This is a genomic window from Pseudomonas sp. PDM19 (assembly GCF_014852215.1).
Lineage (GTDB): Bacteria > Pseudomonadota > Gammaproteobacteria > Pseudomonadales > Pseudomonadaceae > Pseudomonas.
Map to the genome: position 1 here is coordinate 25,617 of NZ_JACVBG010000001.1, position 18,005 is coordinate 43,621.

Consider the following 18,005-nt stretch of genomic DNA (forward strand, 5'->3'; position numbering starts at 1 on the left):
CTCCATGAATGCGAAAACCCAGGAACTGGCCCTGAACAAGGCCGCCGAGAAACGCCCGACCACCGCGCTGTCCGCCCTGTGGAAGCCGGCGCTGGTGCAGGCCTTCGTCAAGCTCGACCCGCGCCAGCTGCAACGCTCGCCGGTGATGCTGGTGGTGGCCCTGACCGCCGTGCTGACCACCGTGCTCTGTGTGGTGGGCGGTGAGTCGGTGCCCACCTTCGTTGCCGTGCAGATCGCCGTGTGGCTGTGGTTCACCGTGCTCTTCGCAAACTTCGCCGAAGCCCTCGCCGAGGGCCGTGGCAAGGCCCGCGCGGACAGCCTCAAGGCCGGCACCCAGGGTCTGCTGGCCATGCGCCGGACTGCCAGCGGCAACTTCGAGAAAGTCGCCGCCAGCAGCCTGCGCAAAGGGGACGTGGTGCGTGTCGTCGCCGGCGAGCTGATCCCCGGCGACGGCGAGGTGATCGAGGGGGTGGCGGCGGTCAACGAGGCAGCCATCACCGGCGAATCTGCCCCGGTGATCCGCGAATCCGGCGGCGACCGCTCGGCCGTGACCGGCAACACCCGGCTGGTTTCCGACGCTCTGCTGGTGAAGATCACCGCCAACCCCGGCGAATCCACCCTCGACCGCATGATCGCCCTGGTGGAAGGCGCCAAGCGCCAGAAGACCCCCAACGAAGTGGCGCTGGACATCCTGCTGATCGGCCTGACGCTGATCTTCCTGCTGGTGGTCGTGACCCTCAAGCCCTTCGCCCTGTTCGTCGGCGGCAACCTGCCGCTGGTGTTCCTGGTGGCGCTGCTGGTGACCCTGATCCCCACCACCATCGGCGGCCTGCTCTCGGCCATCGGCATCGCCGGCATGGACCGCCTGGTGCGCCTGAACGTCATCGCCAAGTCCGGCCGCGCCGTGGAAGCGGCGGGGGACGTGCACGTGCTGATGCTCGACAAGACCGGCACCATCACCTTCGGCAATCGCCGCTGCAGCGCGCTGCACACCGCTCCCGGCGTGCAGCCGCTGGAGCTGGCCGAGGGCGCGTTCCTCGCCTCGCTGGCTGACGACACGCCGGAGGGCAAATCCATAGTGGAGTTCTTGAGGGCGCAGATCATCCTGCCGGAGCCGGACCGCAACCGCGTGACTCCGGTGGCCTTCAGTGCCGAGACGCGCCTGTCGGGCATCAACATCGACGGCCACGTGTACCGCAAGGGCGCGGTGGACGCTGCGCTGGCCTTTATCGGTATGGACCGTGCGCAGATGCCCGAAACCCTCGTCAAGGAGATCGAGCGCATCGCCCAGAGTGGCGGCACGCCGCTGCTGGTGGTGGCCGACGGCAAGCTGCTGGGCGCTATCCACCTGAAGGACGTGGTCAAGCCGGGCATCCGCGAGCGTTTCGCCGAGCTGCGCCGCATGGGCATCCGTACCGTGATGGTGACCGGTGACAACCCGCTGACCGCTGCCGCCATCGCCGCCGAAGCGGGCGTGGACGACGTGATCGCCGAAGCCACGCCGGAGAAGAAGCTGGCGCGCATTCGCCAGGAGCAGGGCGAGGGCCGCATGGTCGCCATGTGCGGCGACGGCGCCAACGACGCCCCCGCCCTGGCGCAGGCAGATGTCGGCATGGCCATGAACGACGGCACCCAGGCCGCCCGCGAGGCCGCCAACCTGGTGGACCTGGACAGCGACCCGACCAAGCTGCTGGACGTGGTGCAGGTGGGCAAGGAACTGCTGGTGACCCGTGGCGCGCTGACCACCTTCTCGGTGGCCAACGACGTGGCCAAGTACTTCGCCATCCTTCCTGCGCTGTTCGCCGGCATCTACCCGCAACTGGGCGTACTCAACGTGATGAAACTGGCCAGCCCGCAGAGCGCCATCCTCTCGGCCATCGTGTTCAACGCGCTGATCATCGTCGCGCTGATCCCCCTGGCCCTGCGCGGCGTGCGCGTGCAGGCCAGCGACGCTTCGCAGCTGCTGCGGCGCAACCTGCTGATCTATGGCGTGGGCGGGCTGCTGGCGCCGTTCGTGGGGATCAAGGTGATTGACATGATTCTGGTGGGCGTAGGCCTGGCCTAAGGCACGCGGCTTCCCCCTCACCCTAACCCTCTCCCGGAGGGAGAGGGGACCGTTCGGAGTGATCGGGAAGCACCGATCTCGCCGGATACGCCGAACAACCCCCTCTCCCTCTGGGAGAGGGCTGGGGTGAGGGCATTCCCTCGCTCCGAATCTCACAGAGGAACACGAACATGCTCAACCAACTCCGCCCCGCCATCGTCTCGCTGATACTGCTCAGCGCCGTCACCGGCGTTGCTTATCCGCTGGCCGTCACCGGCATCGCCCAGGTCGCCTTCCACGACCAGGCCAACGGCAGCCTGGTGCGCGACGACCAGGGCAACGTGCGCGGCTCGGCGCTGATCGCGCAGAAATTCGACGGTGCCCAGTGGTTCCACTCGCGCCCCTCCGCTGGCGACTTCGCCACCGTCTCCAGCAGCGCCAGCAACCTCGCGCCCGGCAACCCGGCGCTGGCCGAACGCATCGCCAAGGATGCCGCTGCCCAGCAGATTGGCGCGCAACCGGTGCCGCTGGCGCTGGTCACCACCTCCGGCAGCGGTCTTGACCCGCAACTGCCGCCCGCCGCCGCGCTGTACCAGGTGCCGCGCATCGCCCTGGAGCGCGGCGTACCGGCGGCGAGCCTGGAGAAACTGGTGGAAGCCAACACCGAACGCCCGCTGATCGGCCCCGCCGTGGTCAACGTGCTGGCGCTGAACATGGCCCTGGCCAGCCTGCCTCGCTAGACTCCAGCGCCAGAGCCGTCCAGGCCGCTGCACGAGGGTGCCGGCCTGCTGCGGACAGCTCCCTCTCCCTCCAGGGAGAGGGCTGGGGAGAGGGGCTTGTCTCCGCCTTGGCAAAACATGAAACGAGCGCCCCGCGCGCTCCGAGGATAGCCCCATGACCGACCCCAACCGCGCCGACGCCCTGCTGGCCGACCTGCCCCCCATGGGCCGTGGCCGCCTCAAGGTATTCCTCGGCGCCGCACCGGGCGTCGGCAAGACCTACGCCATGCTGCTGGCCGCCCAGGGCCAGTTGCGCCAGGGCGTGAAGCTGCGCGTCGGCGTCGTCGAAACCCACGGCCGCGCGGAGACGGAGGCCTTGCTCGCCGGCCTGCCGCAGCAGGCGCTCAAGCGCTCCGAATACCGCGGCATCACCCTGGAGGAAATGGACCTCGACGGCCTGCTCTGCGACCCGCCGGCGCTGGCGCTGGTGGACGAGCTGGCCCACAGCAACGCCCCCGGCAGCCGCCATGCCAAACGCTGGCAGGACATCCAGGAACTGCTCTCCGCCGGCATCGACGTCTACACCACGGTCAACGTCCAGCACCTGGAAAGCCTCAACGACCAGGTGCGCGACATCACCGGCGTGCAGGTGCGCGAAACCGTGCCCGACTGGGTATTGCAGGAAGCCTACGAGCTGCTGCTGGTGGACCTGCCGCCGCGCGAGCTGCTGGAGCGCCTGCGCGAGGGCAAGGTCTACGTGCCCGAGCAGGCCCGCGCCGCCATCGACGCCTTCTTCAGTCAGACCAACCTCACCGCACTCCGCGAGCTGGCCATGCAGACCGCCGCCGCGCGAGTGGACGACGATCTTGCCCATCGCTATCGCCAGCAGGGCGGCGACGCCCCCGCTGTGCGCGGAAGGTTGCTGGTGGGGGTGGATGGAGAACACAACGCCGAACGGCTGGTGCGCCATGCCAGCCGCGTCGCCGAACGCCGGCATCTGCCCTGGTCGCTGGTCCACGTCGATACCGGCGAGGCGCGCAGCGAAACGTCGCGCATGCAGTTGCAGAACGCCCAGCAACTGGCCGAGCGCCTCGGTGGCGACGTGGTCGAACTGCGCGGCGGCGAAGTCGCGCGCACCCTGGTCGAACACGGCAAGGAACGTCGCGCCACGCTGTTGCTGGTCGGCCGCTCGCGGCAGCGCTGGTATCGCCGGCTGTTCGGCGGCGGCCTGGCAGCGCGCCTGCTGCGCCTGGGCGACGGGCTGGAAATCAGCGTGCTCGACAGCGAGGCCGACCTCGCGCCGCCCAGGGCCCGTCCGCAATCGCCCTGGCCCTGGGGCAACTACCTGCTCGCCACGCTGGCCGCCGGCTGTGCCAGCGCCCTGGCGTGGGCAGTGGCCAGTGTGCTGGAGCTGCCGAACATCTCCCTGGTGTTCCTCGCCGCCGTACTGCTGGTGGCGGTACGCAGCAGCCTCGGCCCGGCGCTGGCTTGCGCGGTGCTGTCGTTCCTGGCCTACGACTTCCTGTTCATCCCGCCGCATTTCTCCTTCTCCATCCAGCGCGAAGAAGACGTGCTGACCCTGCTGTTCTTCCTCCTCATGGCCGGCCTCACCGGCAACCTCGCGGCTCGCCAACGTCGGCAGTTGCAGGCGCTGCGCGAAACGCAGGAAGAGACCAGCCAGATGCTCGAGCTGTCGCGCAAGCTCACCGCCGCCACCGACCGCCAGGCAGTGATGGCTGCCGCCGCGCAGCAACTGGGCGGCTGGGAGGGGCTGGATATCTGCCTGCTTGGCCGGGTCAACGGCGAGTGGAAGCTGGAGGGTGGCTTCAACCGCACGCTGGAAGACCAGGAGCGTGCCGCCGCCGACTGGGCCTGGCAGCACGATCAGCCCGCCGGCCTGGGCACCGGCACGCTGCCGGGCGGGCGCTGGTGGTGGTGGCCGCTGTCCGGCGAGGACGGTCCGCTGGCGCTGCTCGGCGTCAGCCCGCGTGATTCGCAACCCTTGTCCGGCTCGCGCCGTCGTCTGCTTGCAGCTCTGGGGCAGCCACTGGCGCAGGCATTGGCCCGTGCTCGTCTGGCCGAAGATCTCGAAGCCGCGCGTCTGCACGGCGAAACCGAACAACTGCGCAGTGCGCTGCTGGCCTCGGTCAGCCACGACCTGCGTACCCCGCTGACCTCCATGCGCGGCGCCATCGACAGCCTGCTGGCCCTCGGCGACGCCATCCCGCCGCCGGATCGCCGCGAGCTGCTGGAAAGCACCCGCGACGAGGCCGAGCGCCTGGACCGCTACATCCAGAACCTGCTGGACATGACCCGTCTCGGCCATGGCGGCCTGAAGCTGTCGCGCGACTGGGTATCGCCCGGCGACATCGTTGGCAGCGCGCTCAATCGCCTGCGCGCGGTGGTCGCCCCGTATCGGGTGGAAACCCGCGTAGCGCCGGAACTGCCGCTGCTCTACGTGCATGCCGCGCTGATCGAACAGGCGCTGGTCAACGTGCTGGAAAACGCCGCGCGTTTCTCGCCGCCGCAAGGCCGCTTGCGGGTGGCGGTAGAGCAGGGCGAGGACGAGCTGCGCTTCCTGGTCAGCGACGAAGGGCCGGGTATACCGCCGGCGGAGCGCGAGAAGATCTTCGACATGTTCTACACCGCCGCGCGCGGTGATCGTGGCGGGCAAGGCACCGGGCTGGGCCTGGCGATCTGCCAGGGCATGGTCGGCGCCCACGGCGGGCGCATCACCGTCGAGGACGGCATCGACGGGCGCGGCACCACCCTCGTGCTGCACCTGCCGCTGCAGCAACAGCCGGACCTGGAGCAGCTTGATGCTGCTGTCTGAAAGGCTCAAGCTGGACGCCCCCCGCCAGCCCGGACTGCCGATGAACGCCAGCGCCGCCACCATCCTGGTCGTCGACGACGAACCGCAGATCCGCAAGTTCCTCCGTATCAGCCTCAGCGCCGGTGGCTACAAGGTGCTCGAAGCCGGCACCGGCGAGGAAGGTTTGGCCCAGGCCGCACTGGGCCGCCCGGACCTGGTGGTGCTCGACCTTGGCCTGCCGGACAAGGACGGCCAGGACGTGCTGCGCGAACTGCGCGAGTGGTCGCAGGTGCCGGTGCTGGTGCTTTCCGTGCGTGCCAGCGAAAGCGAGAAGGTGCTGGCGCTGGACAGCGGCGCCAATGACTACGTGACCAAGCCCTTCGGCATCCAGGAATTCCTCGCGCGCATCCGCGTGCTGCTGCGCCAGGGCGCCAGTGGCGAGACGCAGGAGGCGGTGGTCGCGGTGGGGCCGCTGAGTGTGGATTTCTCCTATCGCCGCGTGCTGCTCGATGGCGAGGAAGTGTCGCTGACGCGCAAGGAGTACGCGGTGCTCTCGACCCTGGCGCGGCATGTGGGCCGGGTGGTGACCCAGCAGCAACTGCTCAAGGATATCTGGGGGCCGACGCATACCGAGGACACGCACTACCTGCGGGTGGTGGTCGGTCACCTGCGGCAGAAGCTCGCGGATGATCCGGCGACGCCGCGGTTCATCGTCACCGAGGCGGGAGTCGGGTACCGACTGCGCGAAGCCTGACAGCGCGTAGGGCGCATAACCCGGAACGGGTTATCCGCCGATTCCACCGCGGCGGATAACGCTGGCGCGTTATGCGCCCTACGAAACTGAATTTCAGACCGGAGAGCACGACGTAGGATGGTGTGGAGCGAAGCGATACCCATCGCTCTGCTTTTCCCCTTCGACGCGTGGGCTTTCCGTAGGAGCGGACTTTGTCCGCGATGCTCTTCTTGCTTGTGGTTGGTTATTTCAGCGCCGCTTCGGCGTGCGCGTGGATTTCATGTTTCGCCCCCTCGGGCGACCCACTTTGGCAAACGACCCAAAGTGGGCAAAGGTCTTGCCCCGGACATCCGGTTTTTCGCTTGGGGCGAAAAATACCCTCGTTGAAGCGAAGTTTCAGGGGCACGAACTAGGCGTCCCCCCACGAAGGGCCATCCCTGGCCCATCGCGGCTCTCGCGACATCCATGTCGCTCAACCCCTTAAACTCCGCTTCAACGAGGCCTCCTGAACGGGGCCGTTCGGAGTGCGCGGAGGTTTCCCTGGAAGTCTCCAAGAGCAAAAGCCAAAGCCAGAACGATGCGCACGCTCTTGTAGGAGCGGAGCTTCTCCGCGAATCGCCGACAGGCGATATTCAACGGAGTATCCCTGTGACGGCTATGTCCGCCGCGATGGATTTCGCGGACAAGGTCCGCTTGTACAAGCGGGGCGGCGGGCTCTTTGTAGGAGCGAGGGAGACGCCCAGTTCTTGCTCGCGAACCGCCCAAAGCCGAAACCTGCCCGCGATTCATCGCTCTTGTCGGAAGAGCACCAGCCCGATCAGTAAGGATTCTCCGCCTCATACCGATCCAGCGTATCGCTGGCGATCTGCCGGCCGAGGGCGATGAGTTCGGGGGCCTTGTAGAACTCAAAGAAGCGGCACACGCGCTTGGGCACGTTGATCAGGATATCCGGCGGGTAGCCGGCGATCTTGTATTGCGCCAGCGAGGTCTGCATCACCTCGAAGCTCTGGTTCACCAACTCCAGCAGCGAGGCCGGGCTGCTGCTGTCGATCACGTGGCTGCCGGTGGCCGAGCGTGGCGAGCCCTTGGCCTGTGGAGCCGCGGCGGGTTGCTGCATTTCCGGTTCGGCGGGCTCTTCGGCGGCGGCTGGCACCGGGTGCAGCAGGGCGTCGGCGATCAGTTCGGGTGGCGGCTCGACGTCGCCGCGGCGGAAGAAGCTCAGCTTGTTCGACAGCCCGGAGATCACCGAATCGAAGCGGCCCTTTAGCGCCGGTGGGCGCTCGATCACCGGCAGCGAGTACTGGCGCTGGTTGGTGGCGTTGAGGTTGACCGCGACGATCAGGTCGGCGTGGGTCGAGACCACCGGGACGATCGGCAGCGGGTTGAGCAGGCCGCCGTCCACCAGCATGCGGGTGCCCTGCATGACCGGGGTGAACAGGCTGGGGATCGCCGCCGAGGCGCGCATGGCCTGGTGCAGGCAGCCTTCCTGGAACCAGATTTCCTGCTGGTTGGTGAGGTCGGTGGCCACCGCGGTGTAGGGGATCGGCAGCTGTTCGATGTCGATCTCGCCGAGAATTTCGTGGATCTTGCCGAATACCCGCTCACCACGGATGGCGCCGAGGCGGAAGCTGACGTCCAGCAGGCGCAGCACGTCGAGGTAGTCCAGGCTTTCCACCCAGTCGCGGTACTCGCCCAGCTTGCCGGCGGCGTAGATGCCGCCGATCACCGCGCCCATGGAGCAGCCGGCGATACACACCACCTCATAGCCGCGCCGTTCGATCTCCTCGATCACTCCGATATGCGCATAACCGCGCGCGCCGCCGGAACCGAGTACCAGCGCGATCTGTTTTGACATGGGGCAACTCCGCGTGACGAACCCTGCGACGATACGCCGTGGGCAGCGGCCGCGCCAAGCCGGGCTTTGCTAGAATCGCCGTTTGATTTCCCTGCCCGGAGCCTCCCGATGAGCGAACCGATCCGCCTGACCCAGTACAGCCACGGTGCCGGCTGTGGCTGCAAGATTTCCCCCAAGGTCCTGGAGGTCATCCTCGCGGGCAGCGGCGCGCAGAACCTCGACCCCAAGCTGTGGGTCGGCAACGCCTCGCGCGATGACGCCGCCGTCTACGAAATCGATGCCGAGCGCGGCGTGGTGTCCACCACCGATTTCTTCATGCCGATCGTCGATGATCCCTTCGACTTCGGCCGTATCGCCGCCACCAATGCCATCAGCGACATCTACGCCATGGGCGGCGACCCGCTGATGGCCATCGCCATCCTCGGCTGGCCGGTGAACGTGCTGGCGCCGGAAATCGCCCGCGAAGTGATCGCCGGTGGCCGCAAGGTCTGCGACGAAGCCGGCATCCCGCTGGCCGGTGGGCACTCCATCGATGCTCCCGAGCCGATCTTCGGCCTGGCTGTCACCGGACTGGTGGAGAAGCGCTTCATGAAGCGCAACGACACCGCCACCGCCGGCTGCAAGCTGTACCTGACCAAGCCGCTGGGCATCGGCATCCTCACCACCGCCGAGAAGAAGGCCAAGCTGCGCGCCGAAGACGTGGGCGTCGCCCGCGACTGGATGTGCACCCTGAACAAGCCCGGCGCGCGCTTCGGCAAGCTCGACGGAGTGAAGGCGATGACCGACGTCACCGGCTTCGGCCTGCTCGGCCACCTGGTGGAAATGGCCGACGGCAGCGGCCTGACTGCCCGCGTGAGCTACGACGCCGTGCCGCGTCTGGCCAGCGTCGAGTACTACCTGGAAGCCGGTTGCGTACCCGGCGGCACCCTGCGCAACTTCGACAGCTACGGCGAACGCATCGCGCCGCTGCCCGAGCTGCACAAGCTGCTGCTGTGCGACCCGCAGACCAGCGGCGGCCTGCTGGTGGCGGTGGAGCCTGCGGGCGAGGCGCAGTTCCTCGCCACGGCGAAGGAGCTGGGCATGGACCTGGCGCCCATCGGCGAACTGGTCGGCCGACAGCGTCACGCGGTCGAGGTGATGTGATGCGCGACAACACCCGCCACTACCGCGAACTGTTCCTCGGCGATGTGAAGATGATGGACGTGCGCGCCCCGGTCGAGTTCGACAAGGGCGCGTTCCCCAATGTGATCAACCTGCCGCTGATGAACGACAGCGAGCGGCAGAAGGTCGGCACCTGCTACAAGCAGAATGGCCAGCAGGCGGCCATCGCGCTGGGCCACGAGCTGGTCATGGGCAAGCTCAAGGCCGCACGCATCGAGGCCTGGGCGAATTTCGCCAGGGCCAACCCCGAGGGCTATCTGTACTGCTTCCGCGGCGGGCTACGTTCGCAGATCACCCAGCAGTGGCTGAAGACCGAAGCCGGCATCGAATACCCGCGCGTGGTCGGCGGCTACAAGGCGATGCGCGGTTTCCTCTTCGACACCACCCGCGCCGCCGTCGAGGAGTGCCAGTTCGTGCTGGTGGGCGGCCTGACCGGTACCGGCAAGACCGAGGTCATCGCCCAGCTGGCCAACAGCCTGGACCTCGAAGGCCACGCCAACCACCGCGGTTCCGCCTTCGGCCGCCGCGCCACGCCGCAGCCGGCGCAGATCGATTTCGAGAACCGCCTGGCCATCGACATCCTGAAGAAGCGCCACGCCGGCACGGAGCAGTTCGTGCTGGAGGACGAGGGGCGCATCGTCGGCAGCTGCTCGGTGCCGCTGGAGCTGTACCAGGGCATGCAGCACTACCCGCTGGTGTGGCTGGAAGACAGCTTCGAGCAGCGCGTGGAGCGCATCCTCAAGGACTACGTGGTGAACCTGTGCGCCGACCATGTGCAGGTAGTGGGCGAGGAGGGCGGCTTCGAGTCCTTCGCCGCCTACCTGCGCAAGAGCCTGTCGGGCATCGTCAAGCGCCTGGGCGGCGAACGCTACCAGCGCCTGGCGGCGATCATGGATGAGGCCCTGGAAGAGCAGAAGCGCAGCGGCGCGGTGGACCTGCACCGGGGCTGGATCGAAGGGCTGCTGGGCGAATACTACGACCCGATGTACGCCTTCCAGCGCGAGAGCAAAGGCGAGCGCGTGGAGTTCCGCGGCACCCAGGACGAAGTGGTCGAATACCTGCGCTTCCGCGCCGAGCGCTGATCCCGGCGTTCCCCTGCAGGTGCGGGCCATACCGGCCCGCACCGGCATCACGACGGAGCACCAACGTAGGATGGGTGGAGCTTGCGATACCCATGCTGCTGTCGGTGCATGAGAGCGATGGGTATCGCTTCGCTTCACGCCATCCTACGACTAGCTTTCAGTTTTGTAGGGCGCATATCGCGCCAGCGTTATCCGCCGTTATGCCATCGGCGGATAACCCGTTCCGGGTTATCCGCCCTACACGCTGCAGCGGACCAACAGGTGCTCACATGCTCTTGCCGTCGTACTCCTTCACTGTCAGCCCCGCCAGGTCCACCCCCGGCAGGCAGCGTACGTTGATCGCCGCCATCGGCGTGCCGTCCGGCATCGCGCCGTAGGCCAGCGGCGCGCAGCCGCAGGTGGGGCAGAAACGGTGTTCGATGCGATGGGTGTTGAACGTATAGGTGCTCATCGCACTCTCAGGAGTCGTCAGCTTCAGCTTGCCGCGCGGCACGAACCACAGCAGCGAGCCCTTGCGCCGGCAGATCGAGCAGTTGCATGACACGACTTCACCGACATCCCCTTCCACTTCGAACGCGATCTGCCCGCAATGGCAGCTGCCCTGGTGCAACATGATCCTTCTCCTTGTCGGGATACCCCGTGGGCAAACAGTGTAGTAGTCGCTTGAATGCCATCCGTCCGGTGGCATACTGCGGCGCCGTCCGGCAGGCCCCTGCGCCGCGTTCTAAGCTGGATTCACCCCCGAATACTTCCAGGAGTTTCGTCATGCCGCGCATTCCCCTGATCATCGCCCTGCTGCTCGCCGTTGCCGGCTGCTCGGGCAAGACCGTCAACCGCGACAGCTGCGCCAACGAGCTGAATGCCGCCTGGCACGAACTGGACCTGGCCAAGGCCGAAGGTTTCGCCGGCACCGTCAGCTACTCCAAGGCCGTCGGGCTGCTGACCGCCGCCAAGACCCAGCAGCAGGTCGAGGCCTATGACGGTTGCGCCGACAAGGCCAGCCGCGCGCGCTTCTACATCAAGGAATCCCGCGCCGGCCGCTGAGCCGCGTATCGCCGGGCTGCCTGAAGCGGCCCGCGCCTTCCCTACCGCATCGCCCGGATTTCGACATGCAACTCGACTTCACCCAACTGTCCAAGGCCGAGGCCTACCGCTGGCTGGCCTCCACTGTCACGCCACGCCCGATCGCCTGGGTTAGCACCTTGTCCAGGGACGGCCAGAGCAATCTCGCGCCGTTCAGCTTCTTCCAGGTCATCAGCGATTCGCCGCCGACCCTGCTGGTCAACACCAGCGTGCGCGAGGATGGCAGCGTCAAGGACACGCTGCGCAACGTGCGCGAGACCGGCGAGCTGGTGATCCACCTGGTCAGCGCCGACCAGGCCGAGAACATGAACGCCACCGCCGCCTGGCTGCCCCACGGCGTCAGCGAGATCGAACACACCGGCATCGCTACCGTGCCCAGCGAGCGCGTGGCACCGCCGCGCGTTGTCGGCGCACCGGTGGCCTTCGAATGCCAGTTGGCGGAAATCATGCCGTACCCGGCAGAAAACCCCTCCAGCATGCTGATCTTCGCCCGCGTGCTGCTGGCGCATATCGATGAGTCGGTGATGCAGGACGAGCGCCACGTCGACCCGGCGAAGCTGGACCTGGTCGGTCGCCTGGGCGGCACCCAGTACAGCTATACCCGCGACACCTTCAGCATGATCCGTCCGAAGTAGGACTCCCCGCCTGGCGCGGCGGCGTCAGGCGAACTCCAGTTCCAGCCCGAGCTGCCAGTGGATGCCACCCATCCGCGCCACGTCCAGCCGCTCGCCAAGGGCGAAGAGTTCGGAGAGCAGTTCGTCACGGCGGGTAAAGTCCAGCGTGCTGCCGTGGATCAGGCTGACGATGCCGTGCACCAGGCGCCAGCCGGTCTGGGCATCGAACCAGCAGTCCAGCCATTCGCCCTTGGCCTCGTCATACGCCTGCGGGCAGACAAAGTGACGGATCGGCAGCTGTCCGCGAGTCAGCAGCAACGGGTCGAGGCGGCGCTGCTGGCGGTACAGCTCCGGCAGAAACAGTTCTTGGGCGAATCCCGCCAGCGGGCGCTGCAGGACCAGTTGGTAGTAGGCGTTCATCCGAGCACCTGGAGTGAAAAGTCAGGTGTCGGAATCTGAACGGTCAGGCTGGCAGGTCGCTGTCGGCGATTTCCGCATCCGGGTCAGGAAAGTCCTGTTCAGTGTTCTGGATACGACCTCCACGTATCTCTGTGCAGCATCACCGTGCCATCACCGTCGTGCCCTCTATCCAGTCGGTGGGCGGCGCTCCTAATGTTCCGCGCAAAAGCAGCGATAACGATCAGGAGACCTTCGGGATTTCCTGCAACGCCATTGCGGATGGGGGGGAGAAGCCATGGTTGCCTTCGTGCAGCGTCGTCTGGCCGACATGGGAACGGCGAAGAAACTGGCCATCGGATTCGGCCTGGTGCTGTTGCTGACGGCCGTGGTGGCGGTGATCGGCGTGACCTCGCTACGGGCGATTTCCCAGCGCTTCGATCTGCTCGGCGACATGTCGACCATCAACCGCGAGTTGCTGGAGATGCGCCAGAGCGAGAAGGACTTCGTGATCGACGCCAGCGATGCCTCGGCCAAGCGCCTGCGCGAACACGCCGGCAACCTCGGCGAAGCGGTGGCGCGTCTCAAGACCCAGCCGGATCAGGCTGCGGCCATGGCCCGCGTGGAGCAGGGCATTGCCGACTACCTGGCCGCCTTCGCCAGCTTCGAGAAGTCCAGCAAGAGCCGGCGCCTGTCGCTGGACGCCGCCACCTGGTCGGTGAACGGCGCGTCCAACAGCCTGGACATCCTGCAATCCAGCCTGGCCGATGACGGCGCCTACGAACTCAAGGACTCCCAGGGCCAGAAGGGCGAGGAACTGCTGCAGCAGGCTACCCAGGTCAGCCAGCTCTACCGCCTGGTGCTGCAGGGGCTGAACGAGGCCCGCTCGCGCATGGAAGCGGGCAGCGACGAGAAGGCCGAGGGCGGTCGCATCAAGTCCGCCGCCGAGGCGCTGGAGCTGTCCGCCAAGCTGCAGGAAGCGATTACCGATCCAACCTACGTCTCGGTGCTCAAGGACGTCATCACCAACATCAACGCCTTCGTCGAGAAGCTCGACGAATACACCGCCAGCCTCGAGCAGGAAAAACAGGTCCACGCGCAGATGAACGACCGAGCGGCGCTGGTCATGCAGCAGGTCGACGATGCCTACGCTGCCCAGCGTGCGGCGATGCAGAGCCAGTTGCGGACCAATACGCTGCTGATCGTCGCTTCGGCGGCGCTGGCGCTGCTGGTCGGCGCGCTGGCGTCGATGCTGATCACCTGGATGATCGTGCGACCGCTGCGCCAGGTGATCGGCATGGCTCGACGCATCGCCGAGGGTGACCTCAGCGTGAGCATCGAGGTGCGGCGCAAGGATGAGGTCGGCCAACTGATGGGCGCAGTCGGCAGCATGGCCGACAGCCTGCGCGGCATCGTCAGCCGGCTGAGCGATGGCGTGGGGCAGATCACCGCTTCGGCGCAGGCACTGTCCAGCGTCACCGAGCGCACCCAGCACGGGGTGAACAGCCAGAAGGCCGAGACCGATCAGGTTGCTACGGCGATGAACCAGATGGCGGCCACCGTCCATGACGTGGCGCGCAATGCAGAAGAGGCCGCCAGCTCCGCCGAACAGGCCGACGGCAAAGTGGCCAGCGGGCAGGACGTGGTGCGCCAGACGCTGGGTCGCATCGAACAATTGGCCGATGCGGTGCGCGCGGCCACGCAGAGCATCGAGCAGCTTGGCCGCGAGAGCCAGAGCATCGGCAGCGTGCTGGACGTGATCAAGAACGTCGCCGAGCAGACCAACCTGCTGGCACTCAACGCCGCCATCGAGGCTGCGCGGGCGGGCGAGCAGGGCAGGGGCTTTGCCGTGGTGGCGGACGAGGTGCGGGCGCTGGCGCGGCGCACCCAGCAGTCCACCGTGGAGATCGAGACGCTGATTGCCGCCCTGCAGAACGGCGCGAATACATCGGTGCAACGTATGCAGCGCAGTCACGCGCTGGTGGAAATGACCGTCGGCGACGCGGTACAGACCGAGGCCGCGCTGGGCACCATCGCCTCGGCGGTGGCGGTGATCCACCAGATGAACCAGCAGATCGCCGCCGCTTCCGAGCAACAGAGCGCGGTGGCCGAGGAGATCAGCCGCAGCGTCAGCAGCATCCGTGGCATCGCCGACGAATCGGCGCAGGCCATGGAGTCCACCGCGTCTTCCAGCGTCGAGCTGGCGCAGCTCAGCCGCGAGCTACAGGGGCTGGTCGGGCAGTTCCGTCTCTGAAGCCGGCGCGGCTCGTTCGGCCGCCTGCTCACGCTTGTGTTGCTGATGCACGCGCCGGTAGGCGTTGACGCCGGCCCGCACCGAGCTGAATACCAGCGGCGGCTTCACCTCGCCCAGGGCGCCGGAGCGCTTGAGCATCGCCAGGGCTTCGCCGGTCACCCGCGCCAGGGACAGGTGCACGCCCTGGGCGTCGAGGGTTTGCTGAACCTCGCGCAAGGTGGTCAGGCCGCTGATATCCAGGTTGAGGATGCCCTCGGCATTGAGCAGCACCGCGCGGGCGCTGGGCGCCTCGGCCACTACTTCCAGTAGGCGCTGTTTGAAGTAGTCGGCATTGAAGAACAGGATCGGCGCGTCGAAACGGTAGATCACCAGACCAGGCAGGGTGTGGGCGTTGGGGTACTGCTCCAGCTCCACCTGGCCGTCGATGCCGTGCACCCAGCCCATCACCGCGTCGTGCGGGCGATAGGTGAGGTAGAGCAGGCGCAGCAGGGCGAGCATGATGGCGACGAAGATGCCCGGCAGCACGCCGACGCTGAGCACACCGGCCGTGGTCAGCACGCACAGGCCGAACTCGAACCGGCTCAGTGCCCAGAAACCGCGCAGCGCACGGAAGTCGATCAGCCCCCAGCCGGCCATCAGCAGCACCGCGCCCAGCGCCGGCATCGGCACCCAGCCCAGTGGTTTGCTGAACAACAGCAGGACCAGGCCGATGACCAGCGCGGCCACCACGCCGACCAGCTGGCTCTTGCCGCCGACCATGTCGTTCACCGCGGTGCGCGAGTCCGCGCCGCTGATGACGAAGCCCTGGGAAATCCCCGCGCCGATGTTGGCCATGCCCAGTGCCATGAACTCGTGGTTGGCATCGATGGCGTAGCCGTGGCGGGCGGCGAAGCTGCGTGCGGTCAGCATGGCGCTGCAGAAGCTGACGATGGTGATGCCCATGGCATCGCGGAACAGGCTGCCCAGTTCCTCGTAGCTGGTCTTCGGCCAGCTCAATTGCGGGAGGCCTTGCGGCACTTCACCCAGCAGCTTGATGCCGTACTGGTCCAGGCCGAATACGGCGGCGATGACCGAGGCGAACAGCACGCCCACCAGTGCGCCGGGAATCTTCGGGTAGCGACGCGGCAACAGGATCATCAGCGCCAGCGTGCCGACCCCCAGCGCCAGGGTCGGGAAATGCGTATCGGCGAGGTTGCGCACCAGGGCGATCAGGCCGCGGACAAAGCCGCTGGTCTCGCTGTGGTAGCCGAGGATCTTGCCGAGTTGGCCGGCGATCAGGCTCAGGCCGATGCCGTTCAGGTAGCCCACCAGCGTGGGCCGCGAGAGGAAACTGGCAACGAAGCCGGCGCGGGCGAACCCGGCGGCGATGGACATGGCGCCCACCAGCACCGCGACGATCATCGACAGTTGCAGCAGGCGCTCCGGGTTGCCGGCGGCCAGTGGCGTGATAGCGGCCGCGACCATCGCGGCGGTGGCGGCATCCGGGCCGACCATCAGCTGCCGCGAGCTGCCGACGATGGCGTAGATCAGCATCGGCAGGATGCAGGCGTAGAGCCCGACCTGCGGCGGGAAGCCGATGATCTGCGAATAGGCGATGGCGGTGGGAATCTGCACCGCGGCCACCGACAGGCCGGCCTGCACATCGCGCGGTAGCCAGTCGAAACGATAGTGCAGCAGGCTGTCCAGGCCGGGCAGCCAACGGGCGAGGGACATTCGGGGGGATCTTCCTTGGAATCGACCAGGGGAAATCCTAGCTGGAAAGGCTCAACAGAGCTTGTCGGAAATCATCGAGATAGAGCGAGGAATGCAGAACTCCGGGAGCGGGCCATGTCCGCGAACATCCTCCCCCTGTGATTCTGGCGCAGTGCCTTTTCCCTCACCCCAGCCCTCTCCCAGGGGGAGAGGGAGCAGACTGTGCCGGCTGACGCTATAGTTTCATCCTGCGCCGAACGGTCCCCTCTCCCTCTGGGAGAGGGTGAGGGCCGATCCGAGCACAGGAATCCTGGTAAGAGCGGCCGTCAGACCTTCAGCACCAGCTTGCCGAAGTTCTCGCCGCTGAACAGCTTGGCCAGGGTCTCGGGGAAGGTTTCCAGGCCTTCGACGATGTCTTCCTTTGACTTCAGCTTGCCTTCGGCGATCCAGGTCGCCATGTCCTTGAAGCCTTCCTGGAAGCGGTGGGCGTAGTCCATCACCACCATGCCTTCCATGCGCGCGCGGTTGACCAGCAGCGAGAGATAATTGGCCGGGCCGCGCACGGCTTCCTTGTTGTTGTACTGGCTGATCGCACCGCAGATCACCACCCGCGCCTTGGGCGCCAGGCGGGCGAGCACGGCATCGAGGATGTCACCGCCGACGTTGTCGAAGAACACGTTCACGCCCTTGGGGCATTCGCGCTTGAGGCCGGCGTTGACGTCCTCGGCCTTGTAGTCGATGGCGCCGTCGAAGCCCAGTTCATCCACCAGGTAGCGGCACTTGTCGGCGCCGCCGGCGATGCCGACCACGCGGCAGCCCTTGATCTTGGCGATCTGCCCGACCACGCTGCCCACCGCGCCGGCGGCGCCGGAGACCACCACGGTGTCACCGGCCTGGGGCAGGCCGACGTCGAGGAAGCCGAAATAGGCCGTCATGCCGGTCATGCCCAGCGCGGACAGGTATAGCGGCAGCGGCGCGCGCTGGCTGTCGACCTTGTAGAAACCCTTGGGCTCGCCGAGGAAATAGTCCTGCACGCCGAGGGCGCCGTTCACTTCGTCGCCGACCTTGAAGTCCGGGTGCTGCGAGGCGATCACCTTGCCCACGCCCAGGGCGCGCATCACGTCGCCGATGGCCACCGGGGCGATGTAGGACTTGGCGTCGTTCATCCAGCCGCGCATGGCCGGGTCCAGCGACAGGTACTGGTTCTTCACCAGGATCTGGCCGGGGCCGGGCTCGCCGACCGGGGTTTCCACGTAGGCGAAGGTGTCGCGGGTGGCGGCGCCGACCGGGCGCTGGGCGAGCTGGAACTGACGGTTGATCTGGGCGGACATGGCAGTGGACTCAGTCAGGGGGAAAGCCTAGGTGATAGTCCGCGCGCGGCGTTGGGGCAAGTTCCGTCCGCCGGGGGAATGTCCGTCCATCGGTTCCAGTGATCCGGATTTGGCCGAATCATCATCGGCATGGATGCAACGACGTCGCCCCGCCTGATAGTGCTTCGCGCCCGCAACGCGCTGGCTAGACTGCGACGGTTATCCCCATTCGCTTCGCAACGCTTTCGAG

Annotated in this window: 14 protein-coding genes and 1 pseudogene; 10 read left to right on the forward strand and 5 right to left on the reverse strand. The window is 67.0% G+C overall.

The features are described 5' to 3' along the window. Window positions 1-4 precede the first annotated feature (4 nt). The 4 genes from kdpB to IB273_RS00150 all read left to right on the forward strand — a co-directional run bounded on the left by kdpB (window position 5) and on the right by IB273_RS00150 (window position 6,329). Window positions 5-2,065, forward strand: a complete 2,061-nt coding sequence (kdpB, locus tag IB273_RS00135) for a potassium-transporting ATPase subunit KdpB (RefSeq protein WP_192222911.1) — start codon at window positions 5-7, stop codon at window positions 2,063-2,065. A 170-nt stretch (window positions 2,066-2,235) separates the two neighbouring features. After that, window positions 2,236-2,784, forward strand: a complete 549-nt coding sequence (gene kdpC, locus IB273_RS00140; RefSeq protein WP_192222912.1) for a potassium-transporting ATPase subunit KdpC — start codon at window positions 2,236-2,238, stop codon at window positions 2,782-2,784. A gap of 154 nt (window positions 2,785-2,938) precedes the next feature. Continuing rightward, entirely contained in the window at window positions 2,939-5,596 is a 2,658-nt protein-coding gene (locus IB273_RS00145; RefSeq protein ID WP_192222913.1) for a sensor histidine kinase, read from the forward strand. Window positions 5,597-5,636: 40 nt separating this feature from the next. Next, a complete protein-coding gene (locus tag IB273_RS00150; RefSeq protein WP_192223781.1) occupies window positions 5,637-6,329 on the forward strand; it encodes a response regulator in 693 nt (230 codons plus the stop codon). A gap of 796 nt (window positions 6,330-7,125) precedes the next feature. Here the strand turns inward: IB273_RS00150 and IB273_RS00155 are convergent. After that, a complete protein-coding gene (locus IB273_RS00155; RefSeq protein WP_081520657.1) occupies window positions 7,126-8,163 on the reverse strand; it encodes a patatin-like phospholipase family protein in 1,038 nt (345 codons plus the stop codon). Between the two features lie 108 nt (window positions 8,164-8,271). Here IB273_RS00155 and selD point away from each other — a divergent pair, with 108 nt between their 5' ends. After that, window positions 8,272-9,306, forward strand: a complete 1,035-nt coding sequence (gene selD, locus IB273_RS00160; protein ID WP_151186508.1) for a selenide, water dikinase SelD — start codon at window positions 8,272-8,274, stop codon at window positions 9,304-9,306. Beyond that, complete coding sequence (mnmH, locus tag IB273_RS00165) at window positions 9,306-10,406, forward strand: tRNA 2-selenouridine(34) synthase MnmH (protein WP_151186509.1); 1,101 nt, start codon at window positions 9,306-9,308, stop codon at window positions 10,404-10,406. The genes selD and mnmH overlap by 1 nt, the downstream gene beginning before the upstream one ends. 265 nt (window positions 10,407-10,671) lie before the next feature. Here the strand turns inward: mnmH and IB273_RS00170 are convergent, their stop codons facing one another. Further along, window positions 10,672-11,019, reverse strand: coding sequence for a GFA family protein (locus IB273_RS00170; protein ID WP_192222914.1), 348 nt, complete (start codon window positions 11,017-11,019; stop codon window positions 10,672-10,674). Window positions 11,020-11,171: 152 nt separating this feature from the next. Here IB273_RS00170 and IB273_RS00175 point away from each other — a divergent pair, with 152 nt between their 5' ends. Together IB273_RS00175 and IB273_RS00180 are read left to right on the forward strand one after the other, a co-directional pair. Next, on the forward strand, window positions 11,172-11,450 hold the full coding sequence (locus IB273_RS00175) for a hypothetical protein (protein WP_081520653.1): 279 nt from the start codon (window positions 11,172-11,174) through the stop codon (window positions 11,448-11,450). 65 nt (window positions 11,451-11,515) lie between these two features. After that, window positions 11,516-12,124 carry a flavin reductase family protein gene (locus tag IB273_RS00180; protein WP_192222915.1) on the forward strand — a complete coding sequence of 203 codons (609 nt, stop codon included), beginning with the start codon at window positions 11,516-11,518 and terminating at the stop codon, window positions 12,122-12,124. Window positions 12,125-12,148: 24 nt separating this feature from the next. On the opposite strand, the gene IB273_RS00185 is transcribed toward IB273_RS00180, so the two are convergent. Beyond that, window positions 12,149-12,523: a hypothetical protein gene (locus IB273_RS00185; protein WP_151186511.1), complete on the reverse strand. Its 375-nt coding sequence runs from the start codon at window positions 12,521-12,523 to the stop codon at window positions 12,149-12,151. A gap of 1,240 nt (window positions 12,524-13,763) precedes the next feature. On the opposite strand from IB273_RS00185, the pseudogene IB273_RS31815 reads away from it, so the two are divergent. Both IB273_RS31815 and IB273_RS31820 read left to right on the forward strand, forming a co-directional pair. Next, window positions 13,764-13,895, forward strand: a pseudogene (locus IB273_RS31815) (HAMP domain-containing protein); the annotation flags it as partial. Next, window positions 13,890-14,753: a methyl-accepting chemotaxis protein gene (locus tag IB273_RS31820; protein WP_412548065.1), complete on the forward strand. Its 864-nt coding sequence runs from the start codon at window positions 13,890-13,892 to the stop codon at window positions 14,751-14,753. The pseudogene IB273_RS31815 and the gene IB273_RS31820, both read left to right, overlap by 6 nt. On the opposite strand, the gene IB273_RS00195 is transcribed toward IB273_RS31820, so the two are convergent. Further along, window positions 14,721-16,466, reverse strand: coding sequence for a SulP family inorganic anion transporter (locus IB273_RS00195; RefSeq protein ID WP_151186513.1), 1,746 nt, complete (start codon window positions 16,464-16,466; stop codon window positions 14,721-14,723). The two genes, IB273_RS31820 and IB273_RS00195, sit on opposite strands and share 33 nt — an antisense overlap. A 305-nt stretch (window positions 16,467-16,771) precedes the next feature. After that, window positions 16,772-17,776 carry an NADP-dependent oxidoreductase gene (locus tag IB273_RS00200; protein ID WP_081520648.1) on the reverse strand — a complete coding sequence of 335 codons (1,005 nt, stop codon included), beginning with the start codon at window positions 17,774-17,776 and terminating at the stop codon, window positions 16,772-16,774. Window positions 17,777-18,005 lie beyond the last annotated feature (229 nt).

What these genes read in the sequence shown, in the direction of transcription:
- kdpB (WP_192222911.1), top strand. Translation starts at nt 5, where the DNA reads ATGAATGCGAAAACCCAGGAACTGGCCCTGAACAAGGCCGCCGAGAAA.
- kdpC (WP_192222912.1), top strand. Translation starts at nt 2,236, where the DNA reads ATGCTCAACCAACTCCGCCCCGCCATCGTCTCGCTGATACTGCTCAGC.
- IB273_RS00145 (WP_192222913.1), top strand. Translation starts at nt 2,939, where the DNA reads ATGACCGACCCCAACCGCGCCGACGCCCTGCTGGCCGACCTGCCCCCC.
- IB273_RS00150 (WP_192223781.1), top strand. Translation starts at nt 5,637, where the DNA reads ATGAACGCCAGCGCCGCCACCATCCTGGTCGTCGACGACGAACCGCAG.
- IB273_RS00155 (WP_081520657.1), bottom strand. Translation starts at nt 8,163, where the DNA reads ATGTCAAAACAGATCGCGCTGGTACTCGGTTCCGGCGGCGCGCGCGGT.
- selD (WP_151186508.1), top strand. Translation starts at nt 8,272, where the DNA reads ATGAGCGAACCGATCCGCCTGACCCAGTACAGCCACGGTGCCGGCTGT.
- mnmH (WP_151186509.1), top strand. Translation starts at nt 9,306, where the DNA reads ATGCGCGACAACACCCGCCACTACCGCGAACTGTTCCTCGGCGATGTG.
- IB273_RS00170 (WP_192222914.1), bottom strand. Translation starts at nt 11,019, where the DNA reads ATGTTGCACCAGGGCAGCTGCCATTGCGGGCAGATCGCGTTCGAAGTG.
- IB273_RS00175 (WP_081520653.1), top strand. Translation starts at nt 11,172, where the DNA reads ATGCCGCGCATTCCCCTGATCATCGCCCTGCTGCTCGCCGTTGCCGGC.
- IB273_RS00180 (WP_192222915.1), top strand. Translation starts at nt 11,516, where the DNA reads ATGCAACTCGACTTCACCCAACTGTCCAAGGCCGAGGCCTACCGCTGG.
- IB273_RS00185 (WP_151186511.1), bottom strand. Translation starts at nt 12,523, where the DNA reads ATGAACGCCTACTACCAACTGGTCCTGCAGCGCCCGCTGGCGGGATTC.
- IB273_RS31820 (WP_412548065.1), top strand. Translation starts at nt 13,890, where the DNA reads ATGGCCGACAGCCTGCGCGGCATCGTCAGCCGGCTGAGCGATGGCGTG.
- IB273_RS00195 (WP_151186513.1), bottom strand. Translation starts at nt 16,466, where the DNA reads ATGTCCCTCGCCCGTTGGCTGCCCGGCCTGGACAGCCTGCTGCACTAT.
- IB273_RS00200 (WP_081520648.1), bottom strand. Translation starts at nt 17,776, where the DNA reads ATGTCCGCCCAGATCAACCGTCAGTTCCAGCTCGCCCAGCGCCCGGTC.